Here is a 16,179-nt window from a genome sequence, read left to right on the forward strand (position 1 = left end):
AAAATTTCGATAAGCAGTTCTTTTACAATCAAATTTTCCAACGCAGTTATTGAGCATTTTAACAAGCTAGGATGAGCAGATATTTACTACGATTGGTATAAGCCCAACAGGAAAAGACAAAAAGGCCAGTGAGTGATCACTGGCCTTTCTTTTGGCGTGTCATTTTTCAGGATATGTCAGCGCTAAGGGAAACAAGCAGAATTCACAGCGCTGCCCAGCACGATCAGTTAGTGCTGCTGTCATCCTTTACCTGACACTCTGGGGCTTCAGAACCTTCCGAGCAGTCAGTAGCGGTGTCGCTGGCGAGTGCCAAGCCTGAGAAAAATACTGCGAAGGTTAACATCAGTGTTTTGAACATAGTCATTTCTCTATCTCCTATTTCCATTGGAGTTATTAAATTGGGTGTTTGCTGCAGCAGTTGTGCCAAGCCACCTCGTTAATATGGCGTCTTGGTAAGTACACTTTGGTTCATAACCTACTGAGTTTTGTTAGCGTTCGGTAATGGTTGTGTTAGGCAGGCTCTGTGTCTGAAATCTTGTACGTATGGTGATAAAAACAAAGAAGCTCCGTAAAGGAGCTTCTTTGGTATCAATCAGTTGGCGGGGATATTGGGGTTTCAGGTCTCAATGGACACATCATCAAGGGGCTTGCTGCAACAGCTGAGAATGTAGCCTTCTTCAATTTCTTCGTCGCTGATCCCGCCGTTGTGCTCCATATTGACATTCCCTGACAGTAACCTCACTTTGCACGAACCGCAGATCCCCATGCCGCAGGCTTTAGGAATTTGTACGCCCAGCTTGGTACTGGCAGCATGTACGGTTTCGTTTTCGGTCACCGTGACGGACATGCCTTCATCAATAAATTCCACGCAGAATCCAGCTTGTGGCTGTTCATCTGCAATTTGTGCCAGTTCTGCAGACTCTTCTGCATCTTCTATGGCTTCCGGTGGTGTTTCACCAAAACTTTCTTCGTGGTAACGCGACATGTCATAGCCGATGTCTTTAAGCATGGCGCGCACGGCTCTCATGTAAGGCTCGGGGCCACAACAGTAGACTTCGCGCTGAAGGACATCCGGTGCGATGAGTTCGAGTATTTGCTGAGTCAGAAAGCCGCGATAGCCGTGCCAGCTTTCGCCGATGTCGTAGCGTTCACAGATAATGCTGAGCTCGAAATTGTCGATGCGTGACGCGATCAGTTCGAGCTCTTTCTTGAAGATGATGTCTTTTGGGGTTTGAGCGCTATGGACAAATTTCATGTCAACCAAACTGTTGGTGTCGTACCACCACCTTGCCATCGACATGACGGGCGTAATGCCAACGCCGCCAGAGAGGAATAGCGCTTTGTCGGTAGAGAAATCGATGCAGTTGAAATTGCCTACAGGGCCATGAACGGCAATTTCATCTTCTACACGAAGGTTGTCGTGAAGCCAGTTAGAGACCAACCCATTTTTGACCCGTTTCACCGTAATGGAAAAGCTGTAGGGAACGGAAGGGGAGGACGACATGGTATAGCTGCGCATGATTTGCTCGCCACCAATCTCCAGCTCCAAGGTCACAAACTGGCCTGGCTTGAAGAAAAACATGATGGGTGTCTGGCTCATAAAGCAGAAGGTTTTTACATCATGTGTTTCCTGAATCACCTTAACGCAGCGCACGACATGACGGCCATTTGCCCAGGTCTGTGTATTGACCGGGTTCAGGCTGTCTTCGGGTAAGGGTTCCAGTTCGTTCATAGTGATTTTCCCTAAGATTTTTCGCGGTTTCCTGCTGCGATTGTGGGGTGGATTCAGGGTTTTAGATTACACAGGCACGACATAGACTTACCTGAATGCACCACCCCGACGCACCCCATTTCTTCACTGGTTCTAACCCAGATTTTCTTTCATGCGCTCGCAGTACCAATTGACGAAGTTGATCACCCCGAATTCATAGGTTTTGGAATAGGGACCCGGTTGATAGCCCATAGAATTTACGCCCAGCTGGTTGTTTTCAGACAAAGTTCTGTCCTGCGCGTTGGTCGCATCCCAGACATGGCGAAGGTTTTCAGGGTCATAATCGACGCCTTCGACAGCATCTTTGTGCACCAACCAGCGGGTGATAACTTTGGTTTCCTGTGGGCTGATTGGCAGGATCTGAAACGCGATGTGATGATCGCCCATGCCGTGGTTCCAGGAATTTGGCAGGTGAAGAATGCGTAGTGCACCAAGATCCGGTGAGGTGATACGGCCGAGGAGCTTTTTACTGGCAGCCTGACCATCCATCGTCATGGAGTGGGTGCCTTCTTTTAGCGGGGTACGGACAATGCGGTTTCGGTTGTTATAACGCATTTGGTATTGGTAAGGGATGTCCATACCAGACCAGAAGGTCTGTTTTTTCTCAACCAGAGCGATAAATTCCGGTGTGGCGCGGGGATCATTGTTGTCGTCCCATTCTAACAACGAGTTCAGGAGCTCCGGGTGAGAGCCATCGCAGTGATAGCATTCGCGGTTGTTTTCCACCACCAGTTTCCAATTGGCTTTTTCGATGATTTCGCTTTGTACTGCAACTTTTGAATTGTAGAGATCGTGCGGTTCCAGGTAGTACTCCATGTCTTTCACGAAGTCTTCAATGGGCGGTGCTGTTTCGGCAAGGCAAACAAAGATATAGCCGCCAGCAACCTGGCAATGTACAGACGCCAATCCATGGGTAGATCGATCAAAGCTCTCATCCATGTCCTGGCCGTTGTAGACCAGTGAACCGTCCAAATCGTAAGCCCATTGGTGATACGGACAGACGAGTTTTGGTGTTTTGCCTTTAGCGGCCAGACAGATCTTCGAGCCGCGGTGACGACAGGTATTATGGAAAGCACGGATTTCGTCTTTGTTATCGCGAAGGATGATGACAGGGCTAAGACCAATATCGACCGTGATGTAGCTGCCGCGTTTTGGCAGCTCACAACTCATGCCAGCGAAAATCCATTCTTTGTGAAAGATCTCTTCCATATCTATCTGGAACAGGGCTTCGCTGTTGTAAAACGGTTGCTCCAACGTGTGGTCGGGGATACGTCTTTCCAGCATGGTTTTCACGGCGTTGCGGTCAATAAGCGCATTATCAATGCGTTGTGCGGGCACTTTAGTCATCTTCTTTCCCTAGTGAAGTACCAATCATACCGAGGCTCTCTTGAACGTCAGTCCAAGCAATTAGCATCCAACCCGCCCACACTGCAGCCAGCAGTTTGCTTGGGTATACCTGCATAATGACCCTGTTTCTATGTGGAAAATTATTTAATTACGACTTCGGGGTTGCTTGTATACGACTAAGAAGGATGCGGGCACGGCATAGAGTCTGGTTTCATATCATGATTCGAGGTGCAACACGGCGTAAATCCGATCTGTTGACTCAGGGGATCTATATCAGACGACCAAAGTGATAAAAATATTAATAAAAAGGTTTATGCAATTGATTTAATTTAAATAGGAAAGAGTTTTGTACCATTTAATAAAAGATAAAGAGAGGAAGTGAAGTGTTATGAAATCCGGCTTATTTGTCGCATTTATACAAAAGATGTCGCTCATTATTACACTTTAAAATAACTTTTTATGTTGTTTATTAAATAACGAGAGCGAGATCTATGTTAACGAATTGTTATAATTTTTATTCTGCCCTACGCTGAGCGAGACCAATACAAAAGGGTGGTTAAAATGAAAAAAACGATAGCAATGCTCTCACTAGCAACAGCAGCTCTCTCATTTCAAGCAACAGCCGCCATTGGCCAGCATCCAGTGGTGCTGGTTCATGGTTTACAACCCTCTCAACTCTCTGCAAGACCAGGCCCTACGGAGGTCAGGGCTGATGGAGAGCAATACTGGGCTCAGTATTGGAATACCCATGCGGATGTAAGAATCGATTGGCCTTCCCATGAGCGCGTCGCAGGGAAAATTGCCAGCGATTATGCCTGGCCAAAATTAAAACAACTTGCGCAAAGTAATACTTGTGTCAATGGATGTATTTTTGTGACTCACTCTACCGGTGATCTGGTCACGCGCTATATTTTAGATAATCAGGAAAATTGGCTTTTAAACGAAGGTTTACAGCCATTAAATATTATTTCTACGTTTGATTTTGCGGGGGCCGGCGGTGGTTCTGAGCTCGCAGATATGGCCGTTAATATTGCAGAGGGTGGTGGTGTTTTAAACACAACATTGCAATTGGCAATAGCACTTTGGCTCGGCGAAATGCCAAATAGCAGTAATACTGGCGTGCTGAATGACTTGAAAGTGGCGAACGCCCGACAAATCGCTCCATTCCCGGATGGCCGTGTACCACGCATCCGATTTACCGGGGATTCGAGCGAGTATCTTGGCGTCACGTCGCCTTTCCTGCCAGGCCATGATGATGGCGTTGTCGCTTCCCACTCCACCTGCGGTTCCAGCACAGTCGGCAGTTTCTCCAGCTGTTCCCGATCTGTCGCTTATGATGGCAAGTTGGCAAGTCAATCCCGCGGTGTATCGAGCTTTATGCCTCAGCACTACCCAATGCTGATGGGTAGCGGCTATACGCATGGCGGCGTGATTGGCGATGTTCACCAAGGAAAAGTGACTGCAGCGAACAGCCGTGTGTCTTTAGGAGATGGTACACAGGTTTCAGTGAGTACCTCTGATTCCTGGTCTTGGTGGAGCTGGGCGTATTTTCGTTACGTGAATGGCTCTGAAAACCACACCATGTCTGAGCTGGTGGCTAACCTGCGATAAGCGTGACCGGAGGGGCATGGCTCCTCCGGTTTTCAGCCCCTGGGGTGTGGCAGTTAAAATAAGGATAGATGAATGAAAAAAGCGGGGACTGTGCTGGTCACACTGGCACTCGCAGGACTGGGTTTTTGGTTGCTTGGCGATAACGAAGAAGGTATGCCCAAGCAGGATACTGCCGCGGCGTTGCCGGAAAATGAAAATCCGTCTGTGCCTGAGCCAATCACGCAGCCTTTGCCATTAGCTAAGCAAGAAAACCCTGCTGTTGAGCTGGAGGAGCCGTTACCCATAGTCGAGGTGCCTGAAGCCATGACAGCGCAATTTTCTTTGGTCGCGCAGACTTTTGAGCAAGAACTGCATTACCCACCGTATTCACAGCCAATCTTATCAGCCGATAGCCCTTATCTTACGCCAAACCGTTTTTCCGAAGTTGAAATGCCCGTGTTGGATGGCAAAGAGTCCGCCGTCTTGTCGCTCGATAAATACCGGTTCTTTTATCCGGAACCTGTTCACTTCAAGGTGAAAAGTGCCCTGCCGGTTCTCGGCATGCGATATACCTTGTTGGATATCGCCAGTCGTGCGGAGGTAGCGAGTGGCCGTAGCGACGACGCTTTGGGCGAAATGCAGCCTGACGAAAGCGCGTCTTCCCAGCTAAGGCTGAAAGTGACGGTTCGCTTCGAGGGCGGCAGCGATGTACTGACGGCGGATATCAGTTATGCCAATCCTGTGGCGTATGTGACAGGCGCACAGCCCACTTTTACCCAGCAGGCTGACTGGATGATACCTGTCACCATTGATGCGAAACAGGGCGGTATTTATCGTCTTCGTGCCAATTTATACCGGGAAGATGGCACCCCTGTTGCTGTTCTAACTGAAAAGAAAAAGCTCGGTGAAGGCGAGGGCGAAATCATTCTGAAAGCGCACCAATCCGTGTTTGGCGGTCAAAGCGGCTCCTTTACCCTGAAAGATTTGCAATTGGAGCGCATGTCAGGCCGTCCCGGTGAAGAAACCCAATATGGTGTGAGTCAGGTTGGGCAAATTGAACTTGGCGAGTTGAGTGCAGATTCACTGAGCGACGCGCCCTACCAACCCTCAGATCAGGAACGCCAACAGCTTCGTTTTCTAAAGCATTTGGCGGGTGAAGCCTGATTGAGCAACGTCCTCTTCATTTAATCCAGACGCGGTTTTCTGCCGCACATCAAAAATTTGAGCTTTCACTCTAAAATCTCTATGACAGTCTCAGAATCCTTGTGATATACATCGCACTCCTGTTCGTGGTGTCCACTTTTCTCGACGGATTGATGGCTGGCTAATTGCAATCAATCAACAATTATTCGGCTATAAAGCGTATGATGTTCGGAAAAGTGGGCAGATTATTTCCAAGATTCCACGGCCTCACATCTTTACTGAACAAGGTTTTCGAGCATGAAACGCAATGGGCGAGATTTGGTGTACTACCTGACGCTGGTATGTGTGCCGATGTTTTTTGCTGTGTTGCTGGGGCTGTATCTGTCCAAGTTGTCCATTGATAAACATGTCGATGACTTTGGGGGGATATACCTAAAAACCCTTGAACGAAAGATTGAGTCGCTGACCAACCAGGCGCAGGTGATCATGAGTCATACCTCTAATTGCCGCTCTATCAAAAGCCGACTGAAACTCTGGCCAAGCGTGCATGATTTTGTGACCGTGAAAAATGGTCAGGTCATGTGTCAGTCTGACACTGTCTTTGACTGGGTCGACCCGTCTTTGATCACCGCAAATCTGACGCCAGGTATTCACAGCTATCCTAAGGCGGGAACAGTGGGTCATGAACGGGTGTTGGTGATTGTTTCCCAAGATAAAAAGGATCTCGATACCCGTGGTATGGCTGTTGTCTCTTTAGACGAATTTATCAGCTACATGGATATCTCAGACTCGCTGCAGTATGAAAAGCTGGCCGTTTGGATTGGTGACAAGTGTTTGTTTAACCGAAGCCAGTATGACCTTGAAAGCATGCATTACTTCAAATCGCAGCGTTTTCACATTGAGCTCGGCGTTGAACCCACGGAAAGCTATGTGCGTTACTCCATGCTGATGTTCACGCTGGCGAGTATTCCTCTTGGGCTGCTGATTTCCCTGTTTTCCCACCTGATTATCATGCGTCTGAAGCCCCGCTTTTCTCTCATCGAAGAAATTAAAACCGGTATGAAACGCGGAGAGTTCTATTTGATGTATCAACCGGTTTACGACGCAATGGGTGAGCTTTATGGCTTCGAAGCGTTGGCGCGTTGGCAGCATTCAAAGATGGGCGCAGTGGGGCCGGATATCTTCATTCCAGTCATCGAGCAGAATGGCTTGGGTGTTGAGTTTACCCACTATGTCTTTTCCCGCGCAGCCCAGGACATGGCATTACTGCCTACAGGAAAAACCTACCATTTAGGGATCAATGTCCCGCCGGAGTTTATGACCTGTCCGAGCTTTGAATCTGAGTTGGCCTATGTGCTGGGGCTGTTCGATGCGTTGCCCGTTTCCATTACGCTTGAAATCACTGAACGTCAGTTGTTGGACGACTCAGCGCTTACCCAGATTGACGCGGCGCGTCGCCTTGGCGTATCAGTGGCGATTGATGATTTCGGAGTCGGGCATACTTCATTGTCCATGCTGCAGCGACTTAACCTCGACTATCTGAAAATCGACAAGTGTTTTGTCGATACTGTGGGGGTAGATTCGGTGAATGCGCCCGTGTTGGAGTCCATCATTGAACTTGCCCATCGTCTGAACATCGCGATTGTCGCAGAGGGGGTAGAAAACGGAGAACAGGTTGATTTTCTTATTCACCGTGGCTGTCAGTATCAGCAAGGATATTTCTACTCAAAGCCTTTGATGGTCGGCGATCTATTGAACCGGTTTAGTTAAGGTCAACAGAACCAAGTGGCATTGCTCTCAATCCGGCAAATTTGATGTGCGACGACCGTGAGATCCACTACGCTTAAAAAAGCTTCGTAAACATGAACATAAGGATCCTGGTTTGGTCGCAACACTTCGTCTTATCGAGAATCCGGCACTGGTCAGTTGTCACTCCGAACTGACGGACACGGATATTTTGTGGTGCGACCTACTTCAAGACGAACGCTTTTCGCAAGAAATCCGAAAACTTAGCCAATACGTGGTCGATTACCGAGCCAACCTGAAAAACCATCTCGACCACAAGCTGGCAGAGCCCCATCTGTTTCTGCTGTGTAGTCGCGAGAAAGTGCGTTTCAATATCTTTAAGCGCCCTCGCTACAATTTCCTGACCAAAAAAACCACGTTCCACTTTCTGGTTGGCAAAGAAGAGCGCAAAGTCTCGGCGGCTGTGAAACTGGGGGATCACTTTTTTGAAAACACACCGCACCCTAAAGTCCTGCTTGAACCTAAGTTTGTCACGCTACTGACAAGCAAAAACGAAGACATTACTCTCTCTGTTCATGACTTCCTGTTCGGAACAGGTATTGATGTTGAGGTGGAAAGCAAAGTTGTGGCGACCGGCAGCTCACCTTCACCTTATTGGGAGGGGGCGCAATCTCTGGTATCTGCGCTGAGTCATGAAGCGTCAAAACATATGTCTTCTGATACTGACCTGCTGGTGTATCTAGGGGGATTTGATTGCAATGTATTAGCGATCAAGGGTGATCGTGAAGTCGAACCAGAAAGCCTCGGCATGCCGAATGGTGAGGGTGCTAAAACGCTTGCCTTGATGCTGGCCCGCGCTTACAGCATTTACTTTCTTGGTGAGAGTGAAAACAAACCAGCGCTGCGAAGTGCCTACGGTAACTTGCTGCGCTATATGAGAAACCGCAATCTGGTTCGGATAACGTTAACCCACTTCTATGAATTTGATAGCGAGTACTTACATCTTGGCTCGGATTCTAGAGAATATGCGTTGAACCACGAGTTTGTTATTACCCTTGAAGACGGCGTTATGCATATTGATGGCGAGCCGTTTCAACCCAGTTTCACGTAACCCCCGAGCCTGCCAATTTATTTTCTGTCAGCTAAACTGTGGCTGGTACTCCTGCAACGTTTTTTCCAACATCGCCACACCCAAGGGTAAGTTCGCTTCACCGCCGAGCCTTTGGATGGTCGACCCTAACGCATGGATAGTGCGGAAGATATTGTGCACGCGGCATTGCTCGCCCATCTGTCCGATTCGAACGATATTCAAGCCAAATGAACCTGAAATCTCCACTTTAAAATCTCGGGAAATCGCCGCCAGAATCTCTTTCTGATTCAACCCTTCCGGCACATTGATGCCTACGACGGAATTCAGTCTGGAGGCTTTGTCGGCATAGAGGGAAAGCCCGAGACCTTGAATGCCAGCCTGAAGGGCTAGGGAGCATTTCAGGTGACGGTCAAAGCGCTTTTCCAGGGTTTCATCGCAAATCAGTCGCAGCGCTTCATGAATGGCCATAATGCCGGAAACGGGGGCGGTGTAATGATAAGAGCTTTGGTACCAGAATTTGTCTGCCAGTTTCGCATCCAGACACCAGTGGCGCAGTGTGTCTTCGCGGGTGGTGATTTTGTCCCATGCCTGCTCAGAGAAAGCGACCAGAGAAACGCCGGGAATACAGCTCAACCCTTTCTGGCCCCCAGTGATCACGGCATCTACGCCCCACTCATCCATGTTGAGTGGCATGGTGCTGAGGGTACAGACGGCATCGACAATCACCAGACATCCCGCAGATTTGGCGGCACTGCAGATTTCCGGCAGCGCACTGTTGCAAACCGTATTGGAGGTCTCACCCTGCACGATAGTGAGCACTTTGGGCTGCACTTCGGCAATGGCTTTGGCGATCTCCTCAGGGCTTGCAGCTTGTCCTTCAGCAATGGTGTAGCGGGTGACTTCTCCGCCCACACGTTCAGACATTTCCGCCAAGCGGCCACTGAAAAAGCCATTACTCACAGACAGCACTCTGTCGCCCGGTGCAACCAGATTAGCGACTGCCATTTCCATCGCCGCAGACCCCGGACCTGCAACACCGAGAATGTGTGAAGACTCGGTCTGGAAAACGTAGCGGGACATGGATTTCACCTGCTCAATGATACGTGACATGGTCTCACCGAGGTGGTTAATCACAATCCCGTTGGCGGCGGCCACTTTGGCAGGAATTGGCACTGGGCCAGCGCCCATCATCAATAAAGGTTCTTCAGGAAGGATGGTATCCAGTGATTCGACGATGGGGGCAGATATGCGCACGTATAACTCCTGTATTGATTCTGTGCTTGAGCGACTTCCTGTCGGAGGCGATGCTTGTAAAGGCATAGTCGCACAGCAACATAGGGATTTCCATGTGCATAGCGGGATAACCCGTCGCATTTCTGCACTACTTGGGCGGAAGGGTTAAATATTCCATCTGAACCTCGAAATTTTGGGTGCAGAAACCCACTTCGCAAGAAATTAGCGAAGTAGATTTCTTATTGAAAAGGAATGGATTAGAACGTCATTTCTATAAGTTCAGAGACTTCCATGGTTCCGCCGATGCCAAGGAAAGGGCAAGCCTTTGCGGCTTGCAGTGCCTCATCCATAGAGTCTGCTTCAAGGATGGTGTAACCGGACATGCCAGTTTGGCTCCCTTCACTGGTCGAGCCATCCGGCGCAACACACATGGTGCCTTTCAGCGGATTGGCTGGACTAATGGCTTTGTTGCCAAGCCCCTTTAACCACGCCTGATATTCAGCGAAATGCTTTTGGCCTTCTTCCGGTGTGGCGGGAGGGTTACCACCCAGGTACGTCATGACATATTTCGGCATATCATTTCCTTTCGTCTGCAATCTCGTCATCAACACGCTTAGGCGTCTTGCGTGCTGTATTTGATCAGTGCCAACTTGGCACCTTGCGGATCCTTAAAGATCGCTATTCGCCCAACACCTGGAATGTCCGATGGTGGCATCAGCTCAGTCGCGCCAAGCGTTATCGCTTTTTCGAGCCTGCTATCCACGTCATCGACAGTGATGTAAACCAGCCAGCCGGGCTCGTCATCTGGAAATGGTTTGAATCCTCCGACGCCACTGTCATTGACTGAGATAATCGGGTAGATAACATCGGCTTCCATTGGGTGATCTATGACTTCCCAGCCAAGTACTTGTTGATAAAACGCCTTCGCTTCTTGATGTTGCGGACCGCAATGTTCAATCCAGCTCGGTGCGCCATGGGTTTGTTGTGCGTTGCTCATCTTGTCGTCCTTTTTGTTGAGTGTCTTTTAATAGGACGAACGACAAACCTCAAACCGGACATCGGTATTCACTTTTTTCTGAATTATTTACTCTGTTGTTCTAACTGATTGATTTCTTTTTCTATGTAAGATTTTTCCCAATCATGCTGCGCCAGAATATGTGCTGTTCTGAATGCCTCTACTGCGCTTTCTGTTTTTCCGGCCATCTTCAACAAGTGGGCACGGGTGGCGTGGAAGTACTGATAGCGAGTGAGTGGCTTTTGCAGTGGCTCTATCTCTTCAAGTGCTTGATGAGCACCGTTAACATGAGCCGTGGCCACGGCGCGGTTTAGCGCGACCACAGGGCTCGGGCTCTGACGGTAAAGAGCATCATAGAGATGGAGGATGTCTTCCCAATCTGTGTCTTCCGTATTTCGTGCAATGCTATGTGCCCCTGAAATGCAGGCTTGAAGGCGATAGTAACCGGCAGGTGCGCCCGTTGAGGTTTTAGCGAGTATCCCAGTGGCTTCGGCTATCATGTCTTGATCCCAGAGGCTTCTGTCCTGCTCATCAAGAGGAACCGGTTCACCTCCTAGAAAGCGGGCACCACGGCGGGATTGGCTATAAAGCATCAAAGCGAGAAGACTTTGGATTTCGGTGTCGTTGGGGATGAGCTCGACAAGCTGCCGTGTTAAAGAGATAGCCTCATCGCTAAAGCTGAGTTGATTTCTCTGTGGCGATGAAGCCGAGTTGTAGCCTTCGGTAAACAGCAGATACAACATGCTTTTGACTGAGTCGAGGCGCTTGGGGTCGAGAAAAGGCGTGTCTGTGGTGAGAGCGAGTTGATTCGCTGTTTGCTTGGCCCGAGAAAGCCGCTTTTCCATTGCTGATTCTGAAACAAGAAAAGCCCGTGCGAGCGAAGAGGATGGAATGCCTGCCAGTACGTTTAGCGCCAGACTGATTTGCTGCGGTTTGGCAAGCAAAGGATCAGAGCAGACAAAAAACAGCCTCAGAATATCGCTGTTATAAAGAAGGTCGGGGTCTTCGCTTGAGTCAGTATCCGTTTCACTTTCATAGCATTCTTCCCGGTTATGTTTGCGGAAGTTATCGATAACACTGTTTTTCGCCGTAACAAAAAGCCAGGTTTCCGGATTGTCCGGCATTCCATTTTCCAGCCAGACTGAATAGGCGCGGGTAATGGCTTCTTGCAGGGCATCTTCTGCCAAGGACATATCGCCAAAACGGCGAACTAAAGCGCCGAGCACTTTGGGACGCGCCCGGCGATAAACCCTTGCAACCTCGGTGTTAAAGTCCATGGGCTAGTTACGGCACCATCCCACAGGACGGACTTCGATTTTGTGGTGTTTCAGCGGCAGAGACGCAGCGTAAGCAATGGCGTCGTCTTCGGTGTCACAATCCAGCAGGTATAGCCCCAAAAACTGTTCTTTGGTTTCAGCAAATGGACCATCAGTGACCAGCGGTTTTCCTTCATCATCTGCAGACACGGTTTTGGCTGTGTCCGTCCATTCCAGTCGGGCAGAGGCGATGAACTGCTCCTTCTCTACCGTCGTCTCCTGCAGGGCATGATGAAGCTTAAGCATCTCCATCTCCTGCTCGTCACTCAGCTGTTTGTTGTAGTCTTCCGTACCGTAAATCAGCAGCGCAAACTTCATAATAATTCCTCATTTTTCCACAGATTAAGTGTAGCGCTTGGGTGGGTGGATTCTGTCTGAACTCTGGGATGGCATGTGGTAAGCCTCTCGACATTCATAGTCTTTACATTGAGACGTGTAACTGGTTGCGTAAGGCTTACACTGAGTAACTCGAACCACCTGAAACAACCGTTTAGATGGGGCAGGGTGGACACCGTTTTATGGTTCGGAGGCTCGATGTTTGAGACCTGGCTCGATATAGCAGTGGGCACACTGTGGGGATTCTGGCTAGCCATGTACCTCGACAGATATTACCGTCGACAGGTAGCGGTGGTGAATCTGTGCGTGTTTGTGTTTTGGGGAAAAAGCTTTAAGGCGAATCGTTATCTCGCAACTTGCATTAATGTGTTGCTGGTGGTGATATTCCTGTTGCTTGCATCCGCTTTGATTGGACATTTGGTGGATAACTGGGGAGCGTTTATTGGTGCATGGTGTTTAGGGTTGGCGGTGTATGCGCTTTGCTTTTCCCTTCCCAAGCCGATATCCAGCCGCAAAGTCTAATTATTCCTCCTGATTTTGTCGTACGCGTTCAATTGATCCGCAATCGCGCCGAATTGTGCGCTTTACCCTTGACCCGATAGGGCTTTTCCGTGATAACGCAAGCTGACGAAACTATTTTGATTTATTGCTGATTATGGATACTGATCTACTACGCACGTTCCTGGAAGTGAACAAAACCCGACATTTTGGTAAAGCGGCAACCAACCTGTATTTAACACAGTCGGCCGTTAGCTTCCGTATCCGCCAATTGGAAATCAAACTCGGTACGCCGGTGTTTACCCGTAAGCGCGGTGATTTACGCTTAACCGCTGCCGGAGAGCGTTTTGTCCCCTATGCAGAAAGCATTTTGCAGACCTGGGGGCGCGCGCGTCAGGATGTGGCGCTAACAGACAGTTATCAGCAGCAACTGACGGTGGGGGCGACGTCACTGATCTGGGAAATGGACAGCTGCAGTGACTGGCTGGAGCAAGTTGAAGCCAATCAACCGGATTGGGCACTTCGCACGGAATCTTTGAGCCGTCAGCAAATCTCGAATGCGCTGCTTGAGAAGCAGGTCGACGTGGTGCTGACCAGTGAACCACCAAAACTGGCAGATCTGCAGCAGCACCGTATTACAGCGTTTGAACTTCTGCTGGTTAGCAGTGAGCCGGATCAGGATCTGGAATCGGTGAGTGAACTGCCGATGGTGTATCTGGATTGGGGAACCCGCTTTGGCCTTGAACATGGCCGTATTGCGTCGCTACAACGCACCCCTGTCTTGCACAGCCATGCATGCCAGCCTGCGTTGAAATTCCTGCTTAACCGTGGAGGCGTTGGATTCTTGCCGTCTACCGTCGCACAGCCTTGGATTGAAGCCGGTGCTTTGCATGTGGTGAAAGACAGCCCGGCGATGGCAAACGAGCTGTATCTGGTTTGGCTTTCAACCAGTGACAAGCATGAAGATATCGAAGCCTTGGTCTCCAGCTTAGAAAACGACGCTTAACTATATCCAAGTGACTGGAGGCGATATTTAGCCTCCGGTCTGCCTTTATCTCACTCGTACAGTAATCCAGACTTTTTCCATTCTGAACGACTGCCCCTCTCATCTCTGTTAATGTCTCAACCCATTTTTCATACACAGTTTTTTGACACTCACGACAGGAATTTGGCGTTCAAACTGATTGCCAAAATAAATGTTTCTAAAAGAAAATTCACGGTTGGCAAATGTTGATCTAAGTCTCATAATGCGCGCAATTTCAGCAATACGACTCAGGTTTAAGCGATAAATGTCACTCAAAAATATCTCTATCCGATATCAAATTCTGATCCCTATTTTTCTTTTGGTGATAAGCACTTTCGCAGTGATGATCTTTGCCAAGAGTGAAGTTGAATCTGCGGTTTATTCGGTCAGTAATACGGCACGACAGGCAGCGAATGACAAAGATCGCGTGTCTAAACTGGCAGACATTGCCTGGGCAATGCGTGTGGAAGCTATTTACGGTATCTACGATTCACAGCGTACCAAGCTAATGGCCGATAACGTCGCCAAGCTGGGTAACGAAGCGTTGACCATTTCCCGTGAAATGGCAAAAACGCAGGTGCTGCGTGATATGGCACTTGATATAGAGAACAGTGTGAGCGACTACGTTCGCTATACCAACGCCCAAGCGCAACCGACGATTGAAGCTTACTTCAAGCAACAAATCGCCATGCCGCGCTATAACGCTATGGTGAACGAATACCGTGAAATGGGCGCGGAAATGATGAAAGACATCAGCGCACTGTCAGCTTTTATCAATCCTTTGGTTGAGCAAGACCTGAAAAAATCTGACGACGATGCAGATCAGATGATGGTGACAACCGGCCTGGTGATGAGCGGTGCATTGACGATTGCGATGCTGTTTGGCTGGTGGCTTTCAGGTGTGATCGTGAAACCATTGGAAGAGCTTCAGGATGTCATGCGTCGTCTGGCGACGGGTGATCTGAACGTACAGGCGGATGAATCCGGTGAAAATGAACTGGCGCGTTTGGGCCGTGACACCAACCAGACCATCAGCCAACTGCGTCATACCGTGACCACACTGGTCAGTATCAGCGATGAAGTGGCAGCGGCTTCCACTGAACTTGCAGCGGTGATGAACCAATCTGCAGTGAACGCACAGCAAGAGCAGGCAGAAATCGAACAGGTTGCTTCTGCAGTGACCGAGCTTTCTAGTACTGCAGATAACGTGTCTGACAACGCGGTGAATGCTGACCATGCGGCTCGTCAAACCGATGAACTGGCAGCACAAGGTCTGGCAGTATTCGAGCAAAGTACACAGGCCGCAGTGCAAATGGCGGAGTCGATTGAAAACACTGCAAGTGTGGTGAGCACCTTGCGTGAGCAATCTGAGCGCATCAGTCATGTGGTGGAAGTGATCCGCGGCATTTCGGAGCAAACTAATCTATTGGCACTGAATGCGGCAATTGAAGCGGCGCGCGCAGGCCATTCTGGCCGTGGTTTTGCAGTGGTCGCGGATGAAGTGCGTATGCTGGCAGCGCGTACTGAAGAGTCGACCAAAGAGATCCAGCAAATCATCGAAGGCTTGCAGCTTCAGGCTTCTCAGGCGGGTGACAGCATGGGAATGTGCATGGACGTGCTTGCGCGTACTCAGGAACTGAGCCAGCAGGCGAATGATGCCCTGAACGGCATCACACAGTCTGTCGCACAAATCACTGACATGAATACGCTGGTGGCGACCGCCGCTGAACAGCAATCGGCAGTGACGCAGGACATCAACCGTAACATCACCAATATGTCTGGCATCATTACCCAGAATGTTACCGGTATCAGCCAAAGCGCGTCGGCAAGTCAGGAGCTGTCTCAGCTGGCTGAAAGCCAGAAGCAGGAGCTTGCTTTCTTCCGCGTTTAATTGCCAGATGTAAGCTTCAATCAAAACCGCCTTTCGGGGCGGTTTTCTTTTATCTCTCACCCGTACTTCATGCTTATACCAATCGTAGTAAATATCTGCTCATCCTAGCTTGTTAAAATGCTCGATAACTGCGTTGAGAAATCTGATTGTAGAATAACGACTTATCGAAATTTTTCGCC

At 49.3% G+C, this 16,179-nt stretch carries 16 protein-coding genes; 7 read left to right on the top strand and 9 right to left on the bottom strand.

The features are described from left to right. Positions 1 to 223 precede the first annotated feature (223 nt). From RN22_RS25230 to RN22_RS25570, 4 genes are all read right to left on the bottom strand, one after another. A complete protein-coding gene (locus tag RN22_RS25230; RefSeq protein WP_002540901.1) occupies positions 224 to 364 on the bottom strand; it encodes a hypothetical protein in 141 nt (46 codons plus the stop codon). A gap of 252 nt (positions 365 to 616) precedes the next feature. Further along, entirely contained in the window at positions 617 to 1,732 is a 1,116-nt protein-coding gene (locus RN22_RS21180; RefSeq protein WP_002540900.1) for a hybrid-cluster NAD(P)-dependent oxidoreductase, read from the bottom strand. 132 nt (positions 1,733 to 1,864) lie between these two features. Continuing rightward, positions 1,865 to 3,118, bottom strand: a complete 1,254-nt coding sequence (locus RN22_RS21185) for an aromatic ring-hydroxylating dioxygenase subunit alpha (RefSeq protein WP_046307503.1) — start codon at positions 3,116 to 3,118, stop codon at positions 1,865 to 1,867. Continuing rightward, positions 3,111 to 3,233, bottom strand: a complete 123-nt coding sequence (locus RN22_RS25570) for a hypothetical protein (protein ID WP_255350072.1) — start codon at positions 3,231 to 3,233, stop codon at positions 3,111 to 3,113. Before RN22_RS25570 ends, RN22_RS21185 begins: the two co-directional genes overlap by 8 nt. Before the next feature lie 446 nt (positions 3,234 to 3,679). Between RN22_RS25570 and RN22_RS21190 the strand changes: the two genes are divergently transcribed. The 4 genes from RN22_RS21190 to RN22_RS21205 all read left to right on the top strand — a co-directional run bounded on the left by RN22_RS21190 (position 3,680) and on the right by RN22_RS21205 (position 8,708). Then, positions 3,680 to 4,729, top strand: coding sequence for a hypothetical protein (locus RN22_RS21190; protein WP_046307505.1), 1,050 nt, complete (start codon positions 3,680 to 3,682; stop codon positions 4,727 to 4,729). Positions 4,730 to 4,801: 72 nt separating this feature from the next. After that, entirely contained in the window at positions 4,802 to 5,872 is a 1,071-nt protein-coding gene (locus tag RN22_RS21195; RefSeq protein ID WP_046307508.1) for a hypothetical protein, read from the top strand. A 276-nt stretch (positions 5,873 to 6,148) separates the two neighbouring features. Then, positions 6,149 to 7,621 (top strand): EAL domain-containing protein, encoded by a 1,473-nt coding sequence (locus RN22_RS21200; RefSeq protein WP_046307510.1) that lies wholly within the window; start codon positions 6,149 to 6,151, stop codon positions 7,619 to 7,621. Positions 7,622 to 7,733: 112 nt separating this feature from the next. After that, the gene (locus RN22_RS21205) at positions 7,734 to 8,708 is read left to right on the top strand and encodes a hypothetical protein (protein ID WP_052737582.1); all 975 of its coding nucleotides are present in this window, start codon (positions 7,734 to 7,736) and stop codon (positions 8,706 to 8,708) included. Positions 8,709 to 8,735: 27 nt separating this feature from the next. Here RN22_RS21205 and RN22_RS21210 read toward each other — a convergent pair whose 3' ends face one another. From RN22_RS21210 to RN22_RS21230, 5 genes are all read right to left on the bottom strand, one after another. Continuing rightward, positions 8,736 to 9,941, bottom strand: a complete 1,206-nt coding sequence (locus RN22_RS21210) for an alanine--glyoxylate aminotransferase family protein (protein WP_046307511.1) — start codon at positions 9,939 to 9,941, stop codon at positions 8,736 to 8,738. Between the two features lie 236 nt (positions 9,942 to 10,177). Next, positions 10,178 to 10,495, bottom strand: a complete 318-nt coding sequence (locus RN22_RS21215; protein WP_046307514.1) for a YciI family protein — start codon at positions 10,493 to 10,495, stop codon at positions 10,178 to 10,180. Positions 10,496 to 10,533: 38 nt separating this feature from the next. Then, on the bottom strand, positions 10,534 to 10,917 hold the full coding sequence (locus RN22_RS21220) for a VOC family protein (protein ID WP_046307515.1): 384 nt from the start codon (positions 10,915 to 10,917) through the stop codon (positions 10,534 to 10,536). 83 nt (positions 10,918 to 11,000) lie between these two features. Continuing rightward, a complete protein-coding gene (locus RN22_RS21225) occupies positions 11,001 to 12,212 on the bottom strand; it encodes an RNA polymerase sigma factor (RefSeq protein ID WP_046307517.1) in 1,212 nt (403 codons plus the stop codon). Between the two features lie 3 nt (positions 12,213 to 12,215). After that, complete coding sequence (locus tag RN22_RS21230) at positions 12,216 to 12,569, bottom strand: YciI family protein (RefSeq protein ID WP_046307518.1); 354 nt, start codon at positions 12,567 to 12,569, stop codon at positions 12,216 to 12,218. A gap of 216 nt (positions 12,570 to 12,785) precedes the next feature. Here RN22_RS21230 and RN22_RS21235 point away from each other — a divergent pair, with 216 nt between their 5' ends. From RN22_RS21235 to RN22_RS21250, 3 genes are all read left to right on the top strand, one after another. Further along, complete coding sequence (locus RN22_RS21235) at positions 12,786 to 13,109, top strand: hypothetical protein (protein WP_046307520.1); 324 nt, start codon at positions 12,786 to 12,788, stop codon at positions 13,107 to 13,109. Positions 13,110 to 13,242: 133 nt separating this feature from the next. Then, a complete protein-coding gene (gene hdfR, locus RN22_RS21240; RefSeq protein WP_046307521.1) occupies positions 13,243 to 14,091 on the top strand; it encodes an HTH-type transcriptional regulator HdfR in 849 nt (282 codons plus the stop codon). Between the two features lie 283 nt (positions 14,092 to 14,374). Next, positions 14,375 to 16,000: a methyl-accepting chemotaxis protein gene (locus RN22_RS21250; protein WP_046307525.1), complete on the top strand. Its 1,626-nt coding sequence runs from the start codon at positions 14,375 to 14,377 to the stop codon at positions 15,998 to 16,000. Positions 16,001 to 16,179 lie beyond the last annotated feature (179 nt).

The organism is Grimontia sp. AD028 (assembly GCF_000973155.1).
Taxonomy (GTDB): Bacteria; Pseudomonadota; Gammaproteobacteria; order Enterobacterales; family Vibrionaceae; genus Enterovibrio; species Enterovibrio indicus.